The 18,529-nt window shown below is 58.5% G+C and carries 17 protein-coding genes; 7 read left to right on the forward strand and 10 right to left on the reverse strand.

From position 1 onward, the window contains the following. Positions 1 to 19: 19 nt before the first annotated feature. Both V0R60_RS04335 and V0R60_RS04340 read left to right on the forward strand, forming a co-directional pair. The gene (locus tag V0R60_RS04335) at positions 20 to 1,291 is read left to right on the forward strand and encodes an NAD(P)/FAD-dependent oxidoreductase (RefSeq protein WP_136473830.1); all 1,272 of its coding nucleotides are present in this window, start codon (positions 20 to 22) and stop codon (positions 1,289 to 1,291) included. Continuing rightward, entirely contained in the window at positions 1,288 to 2,106 is an 819-nt protein-coding gene (locus V0R60_RS04340; protein WP_330078788.1) for a sulfite exporter TauE/SafE family protein, read from the forward strand. Before V0R60_RS04335 ends, V0R60_RS04340 begins: the two co-directional genes overlap by 4 nt. A 5-nt stretch (positions 2,107 to 2,111) precedes the next feature. Here the strand turns inward: V0R60_RS04340 and V0R60_RS04345 are convergent, their stop codons facing one another. Next, positions 2,112 to 2,999 (reverse strand): LysR family transcriptional regulator, encoded by an 888-nt coding sequence (locus tag V0R60_RS04345; protein ID WP_136473832.1) that lies wholly within the window; start codon positions 2,997 to 2,999, stop codon positions 2,112 to 2,114. Between the two features lie 137 nt (positions 3,000 to 3,136). On the opposite strand from V0R60_RS04345, the gene V0R60_RS04350 reads away from it, so the two are divergent. Together V0R60_RS04350 and V0R60_RS04355 are read left to right on the forward strand one after the other, a co-directional pair. Next, positions 3,137 to 4,786: a GMC family oxidoreductase gene (locus tag V0R60_RS04350; protein WP_330078787.1), complete on the forward strand. Its 1,650-nt coding sequence runs from the start codon at positions 3,137 to 3,139 to the stop codon at positions 4,784 to 4,786. A 102-nt stretch (positions 4,787 to 4,888) separates the two neighbouring features. Continuing rightward, positions 4,889 to 6,511, forward strand: a complete 1,623-nt coding sequence (locus V0R60_RS04355) for an MFS transporter (protein WP_136473834.1) — start codon at positions 4,889 to 4,891, stop codon at positions 6,509 to 6,511. 170 nt (positions 6,512 to 6,681) lie between these two features. Here the strand turns inward: V0R60_RS04355 and V0R60_RS04360 are convergent, their stop codons facing one another. From V0R60_RS04360 to glyQ, 4 genes are all read right to left on the reverse strand, one after another. Continuing rightward, entirely contained in the window at positions 6,682 to 7,452 is a 771-nt protein-coding gene (locus V0R60_RS04360) for a lysophospholipid acyltransferase family protein (protein WP_330078786.1), read from the reverse strand. Between the two features lie 61 nt (positions 7,453 to 7,513). After that, positions 7,514 to 8,047 carry a D-glycero-beta-D-manno-heptose 1,7-bisphosphate 7-phosphatase gene (gmhB, locus tag V0R60_RS04365; protein WP_136473836.1) on the reverse strand — a complete coding sequence of 178 codons (534 nt, stop codon included), beginning with the start codon at positions 8,045 to 8,047 and terminating at the stop codon, positions 7,514 to 7,516. Between the two features lie 3 nt (positions 8,048 to 8,050). After that, positions 8,051 to 10,105: a glycine--tRNA ligase subunit beta gene (gene glyS / locus V0R60_RS04370; RefSeq protein ID WP_136473837.1), complete on the reverse strand. Its 2,055-nt coding sequence runs from the start codon at positions 10,103 to 10,105 to the stop codon at positions 8,051 to 8,053. Continuing rightward, entirely contained in the window at positions 10,102 to 11,049 is a 948-nt protein-coding gene (gene glyQ, locus V0R60_RS04375) for a glycine--tRNA ligase subunit alpha (protein ID WP_136473838.1), read from the reverse strand. Before glyQ ends, glyS begins: the two co-directional genes overlap by 4 nt. An 82-nt stretch (positions 11,050 to 11,131) precedes the next feature. Between glyQ and V0R60_RS04380 the strand changes: the two genes are divergently transcribed. Both V0R60_RS04380 and V0R60_RS04385 read left to right on the forward strand, forming a co-directional pair. Next, positions 11,132 to 11,683 (forward strand): DNA-3-methyladenine glycosylase I, encoded by a 552-nt coding sequence (locus V0R60_RS04380; RefSeq protein WP_136473839.1) that lies wholly within the window; start codon positions 11,132 to 11,134, stop codon positions 11,681 to 11,683. A gap of 39 nt (positions 11,684 to 11,722) precedes the next feature. Next, positions 11,723 to 12,610 (forward strand): lysophospholipid acyltransferase, encoded by an 888-nt coding sequence (locus V0R60_RS04385; RefSeq protein ID WP_136473840.1) that lies wholly within the window; start codon positions 11,723 to 11,725, stop codon positions 12,608 to 12,610. Positions 12,611 to 12,638: 28 nt separating this feature from the next. On the opposite strand, the gene V0R60_RS04390 is transcribed toward V0R60_RS04385, so the two are convergent. Genes V0R60_RS04390 through def form a run of 5 tightly spaced genes read right to left on the reverse strand, consistent with a single transcriptional unit; the run spans position 12,639 to position 17,177 of the window. Then, entirely contained in the window at positions 12,639 to 12,971 is a 333-nt protein-coding gene (locus V0R60_RS04390) for a tetratricopeptide repeat protein (RefSeq protein WP_168198500.1), read from the reverse strand. A gap of 9 nt (positions 12,972 to 12,980) precedes the next feature. Next, positions 12,981 to 14,354, reverse strand: coding sequence for a Trk system potassium transporter TrkA (gene trkA / locus V0R60_RS04395; protein WP_203477070.1), 1,374 nt, complete (start codon positions 14,352 to 14,354; stop codon positions 12,981 to 12,983). Between the two features lie 19 nt (positions 14,355 to 14,373). Then, positions 14,374 to 15,684 (reverse strand): 16S rRNA (cytosine(967)-C(5))-methyltransferase RsmB, encoded by a 1,311-nt coding sequence (gene rsmB / locus V0R60_RS04400; RefSeq protein ID WP_136473843.1) that lies wholly within the window; start codon positions 15,682 to 15,684, stop codon positions 14,374 to 14,376. Beyond that, the gene (fmt, locus tag V0R60_RS04405; protein ID WP_330078785.1) at positions 15,681 to 16,613 is read right to left on the reverse strand and encodes a methionyl-tRNA formyltransferase; all 933 of its coding nucleotides are present in this window, start codon (positions 16,611 to 16,613) and stop codon (positions 15,681 to 15,683) included. Before fmt ends, rsmB begins: the two co-directional genes overlap by 4 nt. Positions 16,614 to 16,670: 57 nt before the next feature. Next, positions 16,671 to 17,177: a peptide deformylase gene (gene def / locus V0R60_RS04410; RefSeq protein WP_038605133.1), complete on the reverse strand. Its 507-nt coding sequence runs from the start codon at positions 17,175 to 17,177 to the stop codon at positions 16,671 to 16,673. Between the two features lie 241 nt (positions 17,178 to 17,418). Here def and dprA point away from each other — a divergent pair, with 241 nt between their 5' ends. Then, positions 17,419 to 18,525 (forward strand): DNA-processing protein DprA, encoded by a 1,107-nt coding sequence (gene dprA, locus V0R60_RS04415; RefSeq protein WP_136473845.1) that lies wholly within the window; start codon positions 17,419 to 17,421, stop codon positions 18,523 to 18,525. Positions 18,526 to 18,529: the final 4 nt, after the last annotated feature.

Raw genomic sequence — 18,529 nt, forward strand, 5'->3', positions numbered from 1 at the left:
ATTAAAGGAACACCTTGCCATGCCTGCTCAAACCACATCGCCTAAAGGCGATCATCACAAGGTCCTGATTGTTGGTGCAGGGGCCGCCGGCGTAGCTGTTGCCTCAAGCTTGATGTGCCGCGATCCCTCGTTGGACATTGCCCTCGTTGACCCTAGCGACACCCACTATTATCAGCCCGGTTGGACCATGGTCGGCGCTGGTGTCTTCAACGCGCCGAGCACTGCCAGGAGCATGGAGTCGACCATTCCGTCCGGTGTTCACTGGATCAAGGCGCGGGTAGAGCGTTTTGATCCGCTTGCTCAAACCGTAATCTTGAATGACGGGCGCTTGCTGAGCTACGAACAGTTGGTGGTCTGCCCCGGCTTGAAGCTCGATTGGGATGCCATTGATGGCCTGGTGCAGACCCTGGGCCGCAATGGGGTGACCTCGAACTACCGCTATGATCTGGCTCCTTACACTTGGCAGCTGGTGCAAAACTTGCGCAAAGGTCGAGCGATATTCAGCCAGCCACCGATGCCGATCAAATGCGCTGGCGCGCCACAGAAAGCCTTGTATCTGTCGTGTGACCACTGGCTGCGCAAAGGCTGTCTTGGTGATGTTCAGGCGAAGTTCTTCAACGCAGGCGCCGTGCTTTTTGGCGTTGCCGACTATGTGCCTGCCCTGATGGAGTACATCGACAAGTACGGTGTGGACCTCCAATACTCCCATCGTTTGGTTGCTGTCGATGGCCCAGCTCGGCAAGCTACCTTTGAACGCACCTTGCCTGATGGAAGCAGTGAAACCCTGACCCAGCCGTTCGACATGTTGCATGTCGTGCCGCCGCAAGTACCTGTCGACTTCATTCGCAACAGCCCCTTGGCCGACACTGCAGGCTGGATTGACGTCGATCCGGCAACGCTGTGTCACCGCAAGTTCTCCAACATTCACGCCCTGGGGGATGGGATCAATACCACTAACGCCAAGACCGCAGCCGCTGCGCGAAAACAGGCCCCGGTAGTCGCCAACAACGTATTGGTTGCCCTTGGCCGACTGTCGAGGCTGGCTCACTACGATGGCTATGGTTCCTGCCCGCTCACGGTTGAGCGTGGCAAGATCGTGCTGGCGGAGTTCACCTATGGGGGCAAACTGTCGCCGAGCTTCCCGCGCTGGCTGCTTGATGGTCGTCGCCCTACCCGTCTGGCCTGGTTGCTCAAGGCGCAGATTCTGCCACCGCTGTACTGGCGCTGCATGCTCAAAGGTCGTGAGTGGCTGGCCAAACCCCATGCGGCACCGCTAGAGGCCAGGCAGTGATCGACCAACAATTCCTAGCGGTTGGATTGGGAGCGATCATTGGCACTGTGTTGGCATTGACCGGTGCAGGAGGCGGAATTCTGGCCGTACCTCTGCTGGTTTTTGGCCTGGGGCTGACGATGGTGGAGGCTGCGCCAGTTGGATTGCTCGCCGTCGGCATGGCTGCGGCTGTGGGCGCCGCATTGGGACTACGCCAAGGCGTGGTGCGCTACCGGGCGGCAGCGTTTGTGGCGGCTATCGGAGTCGCCGCTGCACCGTTGGGCTTGATGCTGGCGCATCAGCTTCCCAATGCACCGCTGTCCCTGGCCTTTGCTGCAGTGCTGATTTACGCCTGCGGGCGCATGATGCTCAAGGCTCGTCGTGAATTGCGTGGTGAGCCGCCATTGGGCAAGCGTACGGTCATGCCGTGTGTGCTCAACCCCTTGCAAGGGCGACTGCGCTGGACCCTGCCATGTGCTCGGGCATTGGCAGTCACTGGCGCGTTGTCTGGCCTGCTGTCCGGTTTGCTTGGGGTCGGTGGTGGTTTTGTAATCATCCCTGCACTGAGTCGCTACACCAACCTGGATATGAAAAGCATCGTTGCTACCTCGCTGGCCGTGATTGCTCTGGTGTCTACCGGAAGCGTGATTAGTGCCAGTGTGGCTGGTGTAATGCATTGGAGCGTCGGCGCACCTTTTGCCGCAGGCGCAATCGCAGGGCTGCTGGTTGCCCGCCAGTTCGCCAGTCGTCTGGCGGGACCACGGTTGCAGCAGCTGTTTGCGGGTGTCGGGATCTGCGCGGCGTTGCTTCTTACAATCAAAACGTTGGGGGGCTAGGCCTCCTACTCCGCCAGCAAGGTGTCCTGCTCCTGTGCACATAACGCCAGGAGGAAATCCCACACTACGCGCAAGCGAACGGACTTGTGCAACTCGCGGCGGGTACAGATCCAATAGCTGCGTTGGATGGTTTCGCTGGGCAACACGCGTACCAGTGAAGGGTCTTGCTGGGCCATATAGTTGGGTAGCACGGCAATGCCCAACCCCGCACGGGCAGCCTGCTGCTGAGCGATCACGCTGGTGCTGCGAAACACCACGTTCGGTGCTCGGCAGAAACTGTTTAGAAACAGCAGTTCCTGGCTGAACAGCAGGTCGTCGACGTAACCAATCCAGCTGTGTTTGGCCAGGTCCTCGCGGTGATGCAAGGTGGGCGCCTGGGCCAGGTATTCACGGCTGGCATAGAGCGCCAGGCGATAGTCGGTGAGTTTGCGGGTGATCAGCAGGTCAGCGTTGGGTCGTTCCAAATGGATGCTGATTTCAGCTTCTCGGTTAAGGATGCTGACAAATCGTGGCACCGCAACCAGTTCAACCTCCAGCCCGGGATAGCGTTCGAACAGGCTACCCATTCGCGGGGTGAAGAACATGATACCGATGCCTTCGGTAACGCCCAGACGGATTTTCCCCAGAGGGGTGATGGCCTGAGTAATTTCTTCCTGTGCCAGTAGTGCAACGTTTTCCATGGCTTCGGCATGCTTGAGCAGGGCTTGCCCGGAGGGAGTCAGTTCGTAGCCCTGGGCGTGTTGGACGAACAGCGCGGTGCCGAGGCTCTGTTCGATGTTGTCGATATGCCGCGCGACCGTACTGTGGGTGGTATTCAGGCGCTTGGCTGCTGTCAGCAGACGCCCGCTGCGCTGCAACTCGAGAAAAAACCGCAGATCATTCCAGTCGAACATGCTTTTCCTTGTGAATCATGTGTTCACGAACGTTGTGTTAAAACGCACAGCACTTGAGTGAAATCTAACGTTTTCATCTCGAAATTAATCAATAACATGGGTTGAGACAAGAATAATAATCAGGCGCGAGGTTGCCCATGCCATCTGCCGATTTTCTCTACGACTATGTTGTGGTCGGTGCTGGTCCTGCTGGATGTCTTCTGGCCAATCGTTTGTCTGCTGATCCGACCTGCCGTGTTTTGTTGCTTGAGGCGGGAGGCAAAGACAACTATCCCTGGATCCACATTCCAGTGGGCTATCTGTATTGCATTGGTAACCCCCGTACCGATTGGTGCTTCAAGACCGAAGCCCAGCCAGGCTTGCAAGGTCGGGCCTTGGGCTATCCCAGGGGCAAGGTGCTGGGCGGCTGTTCCTCGATCAACGGCATGATCTACATGCGTGGGCAGGCGAGTGACTACGATCGCTGGGCTGAGCAAGGCAATGCCGGATGGGCGTGGAAAGATGTGTTACCGCTGTTCAAGGCCAGCGAAAAGCACTTTGCCGGTGCCAGTGAAGTGCATGGTGATGAAGGCGAGTGGCGCGTCGAGCAGCAGCGTTATTCCTGGCCGATTCTGGATGCCTTTCGTGAGGCGGCGGCGCAGAGTGGCATTGAGAGCGTGGCCGACTTCAACGGTGGCGATAACCAGGGTTGTGGATACTTTCAGGTTAACCAACGTTCCGGTGTGCGCTGGAACTCCGCCAAGGCCTTTTTACGTCCCGTACTGGCTCGCCCCAATCTGACTGTATTGACTGACGTATTGGTCGATCAGGTGGTTCTCGACGCAGGTCGCGCCTCTGCGGTAAAAGCGCGCTGGCGCGGCGAGTGGCAGCACTTCAATGCCCGTCGCGAGATCATCCTGTGTGCAGGGTCAGTGGGTTCTCCCGGCATTCTGCAACGTTCAGGCATCGGCCCGCGGGCTTTGCTTGAGAGCCTGGGGATAACTGTTCGTCATGAATTGTCGGGCGTGGGTGGCAACCTGCAGGACCACCTGCAACTGCGCCTGATCTATCAGGTCGATGGCGCACGCACGCTCAACCAGGTCGCTAATAGTGCCTGGGGCAAGCTGGGTATGGGCGTGCGCTACCTGTACGACCGCAGCGGACCGCTAGCCATGGCACCGAGCCAGTTGGGAGCATTTGTACGCTCTGGGCCGGAACAAGCCTCCGCCAACCTTCAATACCATGTTCAACCGCTGTCACTTGAGCGCTTTGGCGAGCCGTTGCATCAGTTTCCAGCGTTCACGGCTTCGGTCTGCAATCTACGCCCGTCCAGCCGTGGACGTATCGATATCCGCTCGGCCAACCCGGACGATGCGCCGCTGATCGATCCTAATTACCTGAGTGACCCTGAGGATCTGCGGGTTGCCGCCCAGGCCATACGCATCACTCGCAAGATCGTCCAGGCCCCTGCCCTGGCTGCGTTCAATCCTCGTGAGTACTTACCTGGGGCCGATTTGCACAGCGAAGAGCAACTGCATGAAGCTGCCGGACGAATTGGCACCACCATTTTTCATCCGGTGGGTACCTGCCGGATGGGTAACGGTGCATTGGATGTGGTCGACGAGCAATTACGCGTGCACGGCGTACCGGGGCTGCGTATCGCTGACGCCTCGATCATGCCGCAGATTGTGTCCGGCAATACCTGTTCGCCCACCTTGATGATCGCTGAAAAAGCGGCGCAATTGATTACACGGGGGAAGTTATCCACAACGCGGATCGACGAAGAAAACGCAATACCGACGCCCTGACACAAGGGTGCGTAGCAATAACGACGCGGGCCGCGGTCTGCCTGCGTCGACAGTGGAACAACAAGAATAATCACTGGGGCCTTGAGGCCGAGGACAGCAACGATGTCGGATTACATTCAGGAGCAGGGCGCCGCAACGGTCAGCAATAGTCGCCGTGAAGAGCGCAAGATCATTTTCGCGTCATCCCTCGGGACGGTTTTTGAGTGGTATGACTTTTTTCTCTATGGGGCACTGGCCGCGGTCATCAGCAAGCAGTTCTTCGCCGGGGTGAACGATACCACTGCCTTTATCTTCGCTTTGATGGCCTTTGCTGCGGGCTTTTTGGTCCGACCATTCGGGGCGCTGGTGTTCGGTCGCCTGGGTGACATGATTGGGCGCAAGTACACCTTTCTGGTAACCATCGTACTGATGGGACTGTCCACTTTTGCAGTAGGCCTGTTACCGACGTACGCCAGCATTGGTATCGCCGCACCGATCATTCTGGTGATTCTGCGGATGCTTCAAGGCCTGGCCCTGGGCGGTGAGTATGGCGGTGCGGCGACTTATGTAGCCGAGCATGCGCCACCCGGAAAGCGTGGTTTCCATACCGGCTTCATCCAGTCCACAGCGACACTTGGTTTGTTGTTGTCGCTGCTGGTTGTGTTGGGTAGTCGATATATCAGCGGCGACCAGTTTGAAGTTTGGGGATGGCGCCTGCCGTTTCTGTTGTCGATCGTGTTGTTGGCGATCTCAACCTGGATCCGCATGAGCATGCATGAGTCGCCGGCTTTCGTGAAAATGAAGGCACAAGGCAAAACCAGCAAGGCACCGATTCGTGAGTCCTTTGGTTCCTGGGCAAACCTCAAGGTCGTTCTCACTGCATTGTTCAGTATCAACGCCGGGCAAGCGGTGACCTTCTACACCGCACAGTTCTATGTCCTGTTCTTCCTTACCCAGATGTTGAAGATGGACCCGGCGCAGGCCAATACATTGCTGATCATCAGTGTGGTCATCGGCGCACCGTTCTTTGTATTTTTCGGCTGGCTATCGGACCGCATCGGGCGTAAGCCTATCCTGATGCTCGGCCTGCTTTTGGCGACTGTGCTGTACTTCCCACTGTTCAAAGCCCTGAGTCACTACGCCAACCCGCAGATTGATATGGCCAGCCGCCAGGCACCTATTGTGGTCATGGCCGATCCGCAAAGCTGCACCTTCCAATTCGACCCGGTAGGCAAGGCGCGCTTCGATAGCCCGTGCGACAAGGTGAAGACATTCCTGGTCAAACAAGGCCTGCCGTACAGTTCGGAATCTGTCGCTGCCGGTAGCGAAGTGGTTGTTACCGTGGGTGACCAGCGCATCGATGGCTTCGATGAAGTGGCGTTGCGAGCTGCGATCGACAAGGCGGGTTATCCGGCCAAGGCAGACCCAGCGAACGTGAACGAAACGATGGTAGTGGCGCTTATCGTAGCGATGATTCTGATTGCCACTATGACCTATGGTCCTTTGGCAGCGGTGATGGTCGAACTGTTCCCGACGCGCATCCGCTACACCTCGATGTCCCTGCCCTATCACATCGGCAATGGTTGGTTCGGCGGCTTCCTGCCTACCGTATCGTTTGCGTTGGTGGTGTATACCGGAGATATCTTCTACGGCCTGTGGTACCCGGTACTGATCACGGGTATCAGCCTGGTGGTCGGGTTGTTCTGCCTGAAAGAAACCCGAGATGTGGACATCGATAAGGTCTGACGTTCCACGGGCATAAAAAACCGGCTAAGCGCCGGTTTTTTTATGCCAAGGAAAAACTTATGCACGATTTTCAAAAAACAGTCATACACGCAAATAAGTAATTAAATTAATGACTTAGCAATGTTTTTAGCGAAAGATCCAAATACTGTACACAAGTTATCCACAGATCGTCAGGCAATGCTCTGGGCCGCATCAGGCGCCGCTGTAGGCAATGATCCCATTGCCCGTTGAGTCTGTTCGTTCCAGGCCGCCGCCCGGTCGTTCAGCTCGGCAATGGCACGGGGACCGGTACCCTCAGCGTACATAGGGGCCCCAATCACTACCTCGATAGTACCGGCGCGCTTGTTCCATCCCTGCTTTGGCCAGAACTTGCCAGCATTGTGAGCGATAGGCAGAACAGGCAGGCCGGCGTTCACTGCCAAGGCGGTACCACCACGGGAGAACTTGCCGATCTGGCCGAATGGCACACGGGTACCTTCCGGGAAAATCAGTACCCAAACACCGTCCTTGAGCAATTTGTCGCCTTCGCTGGCAACCTGCCGCAGTGCAGCCTTGGGGTTGTCACGGTCAATGGCGATGGGGCGCAACATAGCCATGGCCCAGCCGAAAAACGGCACGTAGAGCAGCTCACGCTTGAGCACCTGGCTCAACGGTGAAAAATAGGCAGACAGGAAGAAGGTTTCCCAGGTGCTCTGGTGATTGGAAAGGATCACACAAGGTTGTTTGGGGATGTTTTCAGCCCCGCTGACCTTGACCTTGATGTTCAGGAAAACCCGTACCAATACCAATGCGAAACGGCACCAGTAGACGTTAATGAAGCGATAACGAGCGCTGAATGGCAGAAACGGCGCGATAAAAAAGCTCAGGGTGCACCACAGCAACGAGCTGGTACCCAGCAGCAGGTAAAAAAGAAAAATTCTGATCGCCTGCAGGATCGACATAGCGGCATGTACCGTTGCGGGCTTGCCCGCCTAGTAAAAGTGCGCCTGGGTTGTAGGCGTACTATTTGTGGATAAGTTCTCTGGAGATGGCTGCCAGATCATCGAAAATCAATGTTCCTTGCGGAATTCCCTTGCTCAGGGTCTTCTCACCTTTTCCGGTTTTTACCAGAATCGGTTGAGCATCGACGGTCAATGCGGCTTCCAGGTCACCCTTACTGTCACCAACAAACCATACGCCAGCCAGATCAACCTGGTAATGCGCGGCGATGGTTTGCAGCATGCCCGGCTGTGGTTTGCGGCAATCGCAGCCTTCATCCGGGCCGTGAGGGCAATAGACGATGAGGCCAACCTCGCCCCCCTGCTCCGCCACTAGCATGCGCAGGCGCGCATGCATGGCCTCCAGGGTTGCCAGGTCGTAGTAACCGCGAGCGATGCCGGACTGGTTGGTGGCAACTGCCACCGTCCAGCCGGCCTTGCTCAACTGCGCGATGGCCTCGATCGAACCCGGGATCGGTATCCACTCGTCCAGCGACTTGATGTAGGCGTCGGAGTCCTGGTTGATTACTCCGTCCCGATCGAGAATCAGCAGCTTCAAAACTTACCCCAGCAGCGAAATGTCGGCTACGCCCAGAAACAGACCGCGCAGGCGGCTGAGCAAGGCATAACGGTTGGCCCGTACATTGGCATCATCGGCGTTGACCATCACGGCCTCGAAGAAGGCATCGACCGGTTCACGCAGAGCTGCCAGACGTGCCAGCGATTCACTGTACTGACGCGCAGCGGCCATGGGTTGCACAGCCTGATCAGCTTGCTGGATCGCCGAGTACAGAGAGAACTCATTGGCATTGTCGAAGTACTTCGGCTCGACCGTAGTGGCCACAGCACCTTCGGCCTTGCTCAACAGGTTCGAAACACGCTTGTTCACGGCGGCCAGGGCAGCGGCTTCCGGCAATTGACGGAAAGCCTGTACAGCCTGCACGCGCTGGTCGAAGTCCAGAGCTGAACCCGGCTTGAGCGCACGTACCGACAGGTAAGTGGCCACATCGATGCCTTCGTCTTCATAACGAGCACGCAGACGGTCGAAGACAAACTCCAGTACCTGCTCAGCCAGGCCTGCAGCTTTGACCTTGGCGCCGAACTGGGTCACGGCGAAACTCACCGCTTCGCTCAGGTCCAGGTCCAGTTGCTTGTCGATCAGGATGCGCAGTACACCCAGCGCTGCACGACGCAGCGCATAAGGGTCTTTGCTGCCGGTCGGGAGCATGCCGATACCGAAGATACCGACCAGAGTGTCGAGCTTGTCCGCGATGGCCACAGCCGCACCGGTCAAGGTCGTCGGCAATTCAGCGCCGGCACCGCGCGGCATGTACTGCTCATTGAGGGCCAGGGCGACATCTTGCGGCTCGCCATCATTGAGGGCGTAGTAATAGCCGGCAACGCCCTGCATTTCAGGGAATTCGCCGACCATTTCGGAGGCCAGGTCGCACTTGGACAACAAGCCGGCACGGGATGCGCGCTGGGCGTCACCGCCAATACGGGGTGCGATGAACGCGGCCAGTTTGGCAACACGCTCGGCCTTGTCGAAGACGCTGCCCAATTGAGCCTGGAACACCACATTCTTCAGGCGTTCGTTGAAGCTTTCCAGAGGCTGCTTCTTGTCCTGCTTGAAGAAGAACTCGGCGTCGGTCAGGCGTGGGCGTACAACCTTCTCGTTACCTTCGATGATCTGCTTCGGATCGCGGCTTTCGACGTTGGCCACGGTAATGAAGCGCGGCAGCAGTTTGCCGTCCACGTCCAGCAGGCAGAAGTATTTCTGGTTGTCCTGCATGGTGGTGATCAGGGCTTCCTGCGGTACTTCAAGGAAGCGCTCCTCAAACGAGCAAACCAGCGGCACCGGCCATTCGACCAGTGCAGTCACCTCGTCGAGCAGGGCCGGTGGCACGATCGCGGTGCCTTCCTGCTGCAGGGCGAGCTCAGCGGTACGCTTGCTGATGATTTCACGGCGCTCGGCGAAGTCGGCCAGCACGTAGGCTTTGCGCAGGTCTTCGAGATAGTTCGCCGGGGCGCTGATGCGCACGTCTTCCGGGTGGTGGAAGCGGTGGCCACGAGAGTCACGGCCAGCTTTCTGGGCGAGGATAGTGCAGTCGATGACGTTGTCGCCCAGGAGCATTACCAGCCATTGGGTCGGACGCACGAACTCTTCCTTGCGAGCACCCCAGCGCATGCGCTTGGGGATTGGCAGGTCGTTCAGCGAATCTTCGACGATGGTTGGCAGTAGGCTGGCGGTAGCCTTGCCCGGAATATGCTGGGAGAAGCGTAGCTTCGGGCCGCTCTGATCGATTTCCGCCAGGTCTACGCCGCACTTCTTGGCGAAGCCGAGGGCTGCCTGGGTCGGATTGCCTTCAGCATCGAACGCCGCCTGGCGGGGAGGCCCGTCGACATTGATGCTGCGATCTGGCTGCTGGGTATCCAGCTGGCGAATCAGCACGGCCAGACGACGCGGCGCGGCGTAGACCTTTTTGTCGGTGTAGTTCAAGCCAGCAGCCTGCAGGCCTTTTTCGATACCGGCAAGAAAAGCGTCGGCCAGGGCGCTCAGGGCTTTTGGCGGCAGTTCTTCGGTGCCCAGTTCAACCAGGAAATCTTGAGCACTCATTGTGCAGCCTCCAACTTGGCCAATGCTTCATCACGCAATTCAGGGGTCGCCATCGGGAAGCCCAGCTTGGCGCGCGCTTGCAGGTAGCTTTGAGCCACAGCACGGGCCAGTGTGCGCACACGCAGGATGTATTGCTGGCGCGCGGTCACCGAGATGGCGCGGCGGGCGTCGAGCAGGTTGAAAGTGTGCGAGGCCTTGAGGACCATTTCATAGGTCGGCAGTGGCAGTTCCAGTTCGATCAGGCGATTGGCTTCGCTTTCATAGAAGTCGAACAGTTCGAACAGCTTCTCGACGTTGGCGTGCTCGAAGTTGTAGGTCGACTGTTCCACTTCGTTTTGGTGGAACACATCGCCGTAGGTAACCTTGCCGAACGGACCATCGGTCCAGACCAGGTCGTAGACCGAGTCGACGCCCTGCAGGTACATAGCCAGACGCTCAAGGCCATAGGTGATTTCACCCGTGACCGGCATGCACTCGATGCCACCTACTTGCTGGAAGTAGGTGAACTGGGTGACTTCCATGCCGTTGAGCCAGATTTCCCAGCCCAGACCCCACGCGCCAAGCGTCGGCGATTCCCAGTTGTCTTCGACGAAACGGATGTCATGTACCAGCGGGTCGAGGCCGATGGCCTTCAACGAGCCCAGGTACAGTTCCTGGAAGTTCGCCGGGTTTGGCTTGAGCACCACCTGGAATTGGTAGTAGTGCTGCAGGCGGTTGGGGTTTTCACCATAGCGGCCGTCAGCAGGGCGGCGGCTTGGTTGTACGTAGGCGGCGTTCCAGATTTCCGGGCCGACGGCGCGCAGAAACGTGGCGGTATGGAAAGTGCCGGCGCCCACTTCCATATCGTAGGGCTGAAGCACCACACAACCTTGCTCGGCCCAGTAGTTCTGCAGGGCGAGGATCAAGTCTTGGAAGGTACGCACTGCTGGCGTAGGCTGGCTCACGAAATTCACCTGTTTCTAGGGCTGCGAATATAAAGAGCGGGAGTATAACCCGATTCGCTTGAGCCTCTACCCTTGGAGCCTTATGCCACGTTGCTTTTGGTGTACCGACGATCCGCTTTACCAGGCTTATCACGATCAGGAGTGGGGTACGCCGCAGCGCGATCCACGCCAATTGTTCGAGATGTTGCTGCTTGAAGGCTTTCAGGCCGGGCTGTCCTGGATCACTGTGTTGAAGAAGCGTGAACGCTACCGTGAGGTACTGTTTGGCTTTGATCCTGAGCGCCTGGTGCGGATGACCGACGAAGAAATCGAGGAGCGAATGCTCGATCCCGGCATTATTCGCAATCGGCTGAAACTCAACGCTGCGCGACGCAACGCCAAGGCCTGGCTGGCCGTGGAGAACCCTGCTGATTGGCTTTGGTCGTTTGTCGGCGGTGAGCCGAAAATCAATCACTTCAGCCAGCGCAGCGACGTCCCGGCGGTTACCGATGAAGCCAAGGCCATGAGCAAGGCATTGCAGAAAGCCGGATTCACTTTCGTGGGACCGACTATTTGCTATGCCTTTATGCAGGCCACCGGGATGGTCATGGATCACACCACCGATTGCGATCGCTACGCCGCTCTGTTGCGCTGAGGAGTACAATGGCCGGCTTGCAGAAAGAGGAACCAGCCTGTGGATAAGTTCAAGGGCGCCTTGATGGTCGGGGCGTTGCGATTGTTTGCCAAGCTCCCGTGGGGCGCAGTACAGCGGATCGGCGCCGCCATCGGCTGGATCATGTGGAAGGTGCCGAACAGTTCGCGCGAGGTGGTAAGAATCAACCTGGCCAAGTGTTTTCCGGAGATGGACCCGGTAGCACGTGAGCAATTGGTGGGTCGCACCCTGATGGACATCGGCAAGTCTTTTACTGAAAGTGCCTGCGCCTGGATCTGGCCGGCCCAGCGTTCGCTGGAACTGGTCCGCGAAGTTGAAGGCCTGGATGTTTTGCACGCCGCGCTGGCCTCAGGCAAGGGGGTCGTCGGCATCACCAGTCACCTGGGAAACTGGGAAGTGCTCAATCACTTCTATTGCAATCAGTGCAAACCGATCATTTTCTATCGTCCGCCCAAGCTCAAGGCGGTTGACGATTTGCTCCGTGAACAACGTGTACAACTGGGTAACCGCGTGGCGGCGTCTACCAAGGAAGGCATCCTGAGCATCATCAAGGAAGTGCGTAAAGGCGGTCAGGTCGGCATTCCGGCAGACCCGGAGCCAGCCGAATCTGCAGGTATTTTCGTGCCGTTTTTCGCCACCAAGGCGTTGACCAGCAAATTTGTGCCGAACATGTTGGCGGGCGGCAAAGCCGTGGGGGTATTCCTGCATGCCCTGCGTTTGCCCGATGGCTCAGGCTTCAAAGTCATCTTGGAAGCAGCGCCGCAAGCCATGTACAGCGAAGACACCGAAACGTCGGTGGCGGCAATGAGCCAGGTGGTAGAGCGTTATGTGCGAGCTTATCCAAGCCAGTACATGTGGAGCATGAAACGCTTCAAGAAGCGTCCACCTGGTGAAGCGCGCTGGTACTGAGTCCCCTGCCCGCGCCAGCCTGGGCTTGCTAGCTTTTGGGGAGCTGGGCATTTTCCTTGTCCAGCTTCCTCAGGAACACCGTCATCTCTTTCTCGGCCTGCTTGTCGCCGTGGGCCTTGGCCGCGTCGAGCCCCTGCTCCCAGGCCTGGCGTGCTGCGGCATTGTCACCTTGCAGCCGATGTGCCTTACCCAGCAGTTTCCACGCTGCTGAATACTTGGGATCAAATTCCACACAGCGCTGCAGGTGCACTGCAGCCTCGGCGCCATTGCCCTCATCCAGCCAGGCCTTGCCGAGGCCGAAGCGCAGCAGTGCGTTATCCACACCCTTGGCAAGCATCTTTTCCAGTGATTCGCGCATCAGGACTTCCTCTTAGAAGAAGCTCAACCCTACATGGAATAGCTTCTCGACGTCACGGATGTACTTTTTATCCACAACGAAGAGGATCACATGGTCGCCTGCTTCAATGACCGTGTCGTCGTGGGCTATCAGTACTTCCTCATCGCGAATGATCGCACCGATGGTCGTGCCGGGCGGCAGGGCGATATCTTCGATGGCTTTGCCAATCACCTTGCTCGACTTCGAATCGCCGTGAGCAATTGCTTCGATCGCCTCCGCCGCACCGCGGCGCAGCGAGTGCACGCTGACGATATCGCCGCGGCGTACGTGAGTGAGCAAAGTACCAATGGTGGCCAGCTGTGGACTGATCGCGATGTCGATATCACCACCCTGGACCAGGTCGACATAGGCCGGGTTGTTGATGATGGTCATCACCTTGCGTGCGCCGAGGCGCTTGGCCAGCAGCGAGGACATGATATTGGCCTCGTCATCGTTGGTCAGGGCCAGGAAGATGTCGGCTTCGGCGATGTTCTCTTCCAGCATCAAGTCGCGGTCCGAGGCGCTGCCCTGCAACACCACGGTGCTGTCCAGGGTATCGGAGAGGTAACGGCAGCGCGCGGGGTTCATCTCGATGATCTTGACTTGATAGCGGCTTTCGATGGCTTCGGCCAGGCGTTCGCCAATTTGCCCGCCGCCGGCGATGACGACGCGCTTGTTGCTTTCATCAATTTGCCGCAATTCACCCATCACCGCGCGGATGTGGGCCTTGGCTGCAATGAAGAACACTTCGTCGTCGGCTTCAATAACCGTGTCGCCCTGGGGCAGGATCGGTCGGTCGCGGCGAAAGATCGCGGCGACGCGGGTATCTACATTGGGCATGTGTTCACGGATCTGGCGCAGTTGCTGACCGACCAGCGGCCCGCCGTAGTACGCCTTCACGGCAACCAACTGGGCTTTGCCTTCGGCGAAGTCGATTACCTGCAGCGCGCCTGGATGTTCGATCAGCCGCTTGATGTAGTGAGTGACTACCTGCTCGGGGCTGATCAGTACATCGACCGGAATAGCATCATTGTCGAACAGACCGGCGCGTGTCAGGTAGGCCGACTCACGCACTCGGGCAATTTTGGTAGGCGTGTGGAAAAAGGTGTAGGCGACTTGGCAGGCGACCATGTTGGTCTCGTCGCTGTTGGTCACCGCCACCAGCATGTCGGCGTCATCGGCACCGGCCTGACGCAGTACGGTAGGGAACGAGGCGCGGCCCTGGACGGTACGGATGTCCAGACGGTCGCCGAGATCGCGCAAGCGGTCGCCGTCAGTATCGACCACGGTAATATCGTTGGCTTCGCTGGCCAAGTGTTCAGCCAACGTACCGCCGACTTGCCCTGCACCCAGGATGATGATTTTCATCCGCTCTTCCCTTCTCTTGTTATCCGCGTGCGGCGGCGATTTTGATCAGCTTGGCATAGTAGAAGCCATCGTGTCCGCCTTCCTGGGCCAGCAACTGACGGCCATGCGTTTGGCGCAGGCCAGCTTGGGTTGCAAGGTCCAGCTCGCGGGCGCCCGGCGTGCGATTGAGGAACGCCTCGATGACTTCGGTATTCTCGGTCGGCAGGGTCGAACAGGTGGCATACAGCAGGATGCCGCCGACTTCGAGCGTTGGCCACAAGGCATCGAGCAACTCGCCCTGCAAGGCAGCCAGCGCCTGGATATCCTCGGCTTGCCGGGTCATCTTGATGTCTGGGTGGCGGCGAATGACCCCTGTTGCCGAGCAAGGCGCATCGAGAAGGATGCGTTGGAAGCCCTTGCCATCCCACCAACTGGCAGTATCGCGGGCATCACAGGCAATCAACTGGGCTTCCAGGCCGAGGCGATCGAGGTTTTCCCGGACTCGGGTCAGACGCTTGGCCTCAAGGTCGATAGCGACCACCGAGTCCAGCTTTTCTTCAGCTTCGAGCAGGTGGCAGGTCTTGCCTCCCGGTGCGCAGCAGGCGTCGAGAACGCGCTGGCCGGGAGCCAGATCGAGCAGGTCTGCTGCCAGTTGCGCAGCTTCGTCCTGAACGCTGATCCAGCCCTGGTCAAAACCCGGCAGTCCGCGTACATCGCAGGCCTGAGCCAGAACAATACCGTCGCCGCTGTACTGGCAGGCGCTGGCTTCCAGACCGGCCTGGTGCAGCAGCTCAAGGTACGCCTCGCGACTGTGATGACGGCGGTTGACCCGCAGGATCATCGGCGGATGAGCGTTGTTGGCGGCGCAGATTGCTTCCCATTGTTGCGGCCAGAATGCCTTCAATGACTTCTGTAGCCAACGGGGATGGGCCGTGCGCACCACCGGATCGCGTTCGAGTTCGGCAAGAATTTCACTGCTCTCGCGTTGCGCACGGCGCAGTACTGCATTGAGCAGCGCCTTGGCCCAGGGCTTTTTCAGCTTGTCGGCACAGCCAACGGTTTCGCCAATGGCCGCATGGGCAGGCACGCGGGTGTAGAGCAATTGATACAAGCCCACCAACAGCAGGGCCTCGACATCGGCATCGGCACTTTTGAAGGGTTTTTGCAGCAGCCGTTCAGCTAGCGCAGAGAGTCGCGGTTGCCAGCGTGCGGTGCCAAATGCCAGGTCCTGGGTCAGGCCGCGGTCACGTACTTCAACCTTGTCCAGTTGTGTAGGCAGTGAGCTGTTCAGGGAGGCTTTGCCGCTGATAACTGCCGCCAGGGCGCGGGCGGCTGCCAGACGTGGATTCATTGACCGAGCACCGTACCGATGGCGAACTTCTCGCGACGGCTATTGAACAGGTCGCTGAAATTCAGCGCCTTGCCGCCGGGCAATTGCAGTCGGGTCAAGCACAGCGCCTGTTCGCCGCAGGCTACGATAAGGCCATCTTTGCTGGCCGCGAGGATTTCGCCCGGCTTTCCGCTATCTGTGGATAAGTTGGCCACCAGTACTTTCACAGCCTCACCGTTCAGACTGCTGTGGCAGATCGGCCAGGGATTGAAGGCACGAATCAGACGCTCCAGCTCGACGGCCGGACGGGTCCAGTCCAGACGGGCTTCGTCTTTATTCAGCTTGTGGGCATACGTGGCCAGGCTGTCGTCCTGAATTTCACCTTCCAAAGTGCCTGCCGCCAGCCCGGCAATCGCTTCGAGCACGGCGGATGGGCCCATCTGGGCAAGGCGATCGTGCAGGCTGCCGCCGGTGTCATTGGCACTGATGGGGGTGGTGACCTTGAGCAACATCGGGCCTGTATCCAGACCGGCCTCCATGCGCATTACCGTCACGCCGCTTTCGCTGTCACCGGCTTCGACTGCTCTCTGGATGGGTGCCGCACCACGCCAGCGTGGCAGAAGCGAAGCGTGGCTGTTGATACAGCCAAGACGTGGGATATCCAATACCGCCTGCGGCAGGATCAAGCCATAAGCGACCACCACCAACAAATCGGGCGCAAGCGCAGCGAGCTCGGCTTGAGCATCGGCGTTGCGCAGTGTTGGCGGTTGCAGGACCTGGATGCCGTTATCCACAGCCAGTTGCTTGACTGCGCTGGGCATCAGTTTTTGCCCACGGCCGGCCGGCCGATCCGGCTGGGTGTAGACGGCCACTACTTCATAGGGGCTGTCGATCAGGGCCTTGAGGTGTTCGGCGGCAAACTCTGGGGTGCCTGCAAAGACAATGCGCATGGAGTTCTCGCTTAAAAAGAAAAAGGCTTGCCGGAGCAAGCCTTTGGAAAGAGGAGATCAAGCTTGCTGGCGGTGCTGCTTTTCCAGTTTTTTCTTGATCCGGTCGCGTTTGAGCGTGGACAGGTAGTCGACGAACAACTTGCCGTTGAGGTGATCACATTCGTGCTGGATGCACACGGCCAGTAGACCTTCGGCAATCAGTTCGTACGGCTTGCCGTCGCGATCCAGCGCCTTGACCTTGACCCGCACCGGGCGATCGACGTTCTCGTAGAAACCCGGCACCGACAGACAGCCTTCCTGGTACTGGTCCATTTCGTCGGTCAGCATCTCGAGCTCGGGGTTGATGAACACCCGTGGCTCGCTGCGATCTTCACTCAGGTCCATGACCACGATGCGCTTGTGTACGTTGATCTGGGTTGCCGCCAGGCCGATGCCAGGGGCTTCGTACATGGTTTCAAACATGTCATCGATCAACTGGCGAACGCCGTCATCGACTTCGGTCACCGGTTTGGCGATGGTGCGAAGGCGCGGGTCCGGGAATTCGAGGATGTTCAGAATGGCCATAAGCGTATGAGCTGCACTGTGCGATGAATTACAAACATGAACACACATAATAAAGGGATTCGGCGCATTCGGCACCTGCAAAGGTCAGCTAAGGTTTCACACAGCTTGAAGCCTTTCCTCGGCAAGCACGCAGTGACGCCGCTCAGGAGAATCCTTCAACCGGTTGTCAAAGTATTATCAACAGAGTTATCCACAGCTTTTCCTCAGTGTAATTCAACGCCGTCGATCAAGGATGATCGTTATGCCACTGTCCGCTGGCCGGGAGCTTTCCCCAGCCGAACTTGAGGCGCGCTTGCGTCTGCATCGCTTGCCTGCGCTTGGTCCGCAACGCTTTCATTCACTCCTGCAAGCCTTCGGCAGCGCATCTGCAGCACTCAGTGCGCCGGCCGCTGCCTGGCGCTCATTAGGGCTTCCTGCTGCCAGCGCCGAAGCTCGGCGCAGTGAAGAAGTGCGCGACGGTGCTGCTGCTGCATTGTCCTGGCTAGAGGGCCGCGACCGGCATTTGCTGATGTGGGACGATCCCGCCTACCCGGCTCTATTGGCCGAGGTGGACAGCGCCCCACCCCTGCTTTTCGTGGCCGGCAATCCCGCGCTGCTGGAAAAACCACAGTTGGCGATCATCGGCAGTCGCCGGGCATCTCGTCCGGCTCTGGACACGGCTACGGCGTTTTCCCGTCACCTTGCCCAAGGAGGATTCGTGATCACCAGCGGCCTGGCGCTTGGCGTCGATGGCGCCGCTCATCAGGGTGCCCTGGATGTCGGAGGCCAAACGATCGGGGTGTTGGGCACCGGCCTGCAGAAATTTTATCCACAGCAACATCGAGCGCTGGCCGCAGCGATGATCGAGCAAGGAAGCGCTGTAGTTTCCGAATTTTCGCTCGATACAGGACCGGTGGCGAGCAACTTTCCCCGGCGCAATCGGATCATTAGCGGCCTATCCCTGGGCGTGCTCGTTGTCGAGGCGAGTCTGGCCAGCGGCTCGTTGATCACTGCGCGTCTGGCAGCGGAGCAAGGTCGCGAGGTCTACGCCATTCCCGGGTCGATTCATCATCCTGGCTCCAAAGGCTGTCACCAGCTGATTCGCGACGGAGCGCTGTTGGTTGAAAGCGTGGATCAAATCATGCAAACCCTGCAAGGCTGGCAGCAGTTGCCACCGGTAACCTGCAGCAAAGACAGTGGTAAGCGACATGTCCTTGAGGCATTGCTGTTGGCTGCGCCGCAAACCAGTGAAGCCTTGGCCAGCAACAGCGGTTGGCCGTTGCCCAGAGTGTTGGCGGCGTTGACCGAGCTTGAAGTAAACGGACGGGTTTGCAATGAAGCTGGGCGTTGGTTTGCCCGGTCTGCCTAAGTAC

The organism is Pseudomonas auratipiscis (assembly GCF_036324085.1).
GTDB classification, from domain to species: domain Bacteria; phylum Pseudomonadota; class Gammaproteobacteria; order Pseudomonadales; family Pseudomonadaceae; genus Aquipseudomonas; species Aquipseudomonas auratipiscis.

What these genes read in the sequence shown, in the direction of transcription:
- V0R60_RS04335 (WP_136473830.1), top strand. Translation starts at nt 20, where the DNA reads ATGCCTGCTCAAACCACATCGCCTAAAGGCGATCATCACAAGGTCCTG.
- V0R60_RS04345 (WP_136473832.1), bottom strand. Translation starts at nt 2,999, where the DNA reads ATGTTCGACTGGAATGATCTGCGGTTTTTTCTCGAGTTGCAGCGCAGC.
- V0R60_RS04350 (WP_330078787.1), top strand. Translation starts at nt 3,137, where the DNA reads ATGCCATCTGCCGATTTTCTCTACGACTATGTTGTGGTCGGTGCTGGT.
- V0R60_RS04355 (WP_136473834.1), top strand. Translation starts at nt 4,889, where the DNA reads ATGTCGGATTACATTCAGGAGCAGGGCGCCGCAACGGTCAGCAATAGT.
- V0R60_RS04360 (WP_330078786.1), bottom strand. Translation starts at nt 7,452, where the DNA reads ATGTCGATCCTGCAGGCGATCAGAATTTTTCTTTTTTACCTGCTGCTG.
- glyS (WP_136473837.1), bottom strand. Translation starts at nt 10,105, where the DNA reads ATGAGTGCTCAAGATTTCCTGGTTGAACTGGGCACCGAAGAACTGCCG.
- V0R60_RS04380 (WP_136473839.1), top strand. Translation starts at nt 11,132, where the DNA reads ATGCCACGTTGCTTTTGGTGTACCGACGATCCGCTTTACCAGGCTTAT.
- trkA (WP_203477070.1), bottom strand. Translation starts at nt 14,354, where the DNA reads ATGAAAATCATCATCCTGGGTGCAGGGCAAGTCGGCGGTACGTTGGCT.
- rsmB (WP_136473843.1), bottom strand. Translation starts at nt 15,684, where the DNA reads ATGAATCCACGTCTGGCAGCCGCCCGCGCCCTGGCGGCAGTTATCAGC.
- fmt (WP_330078785.1), bottom strand. Translation starts at nt 16,613, where the DNA reads ATGCGCATTGTCTTTGCAGGCACCCCAGAGTTTGCCGCCGAACACCTC.
- def (WP_038605133.1), bottom strand. Translation starts at nt 17,177, where the DNA reads ATGGCCATTCTGAACATCCTCGAATTCCCGGACCCGCGCCTTCGCACC.
- dprA (WP_136473845.1), top strand. Translation starts at nt 17,419, where the DNA reads ATGCCACTGTCCGCTGGCCGGGAGCTTTCCCCAGCCGAACTTGAGGCG.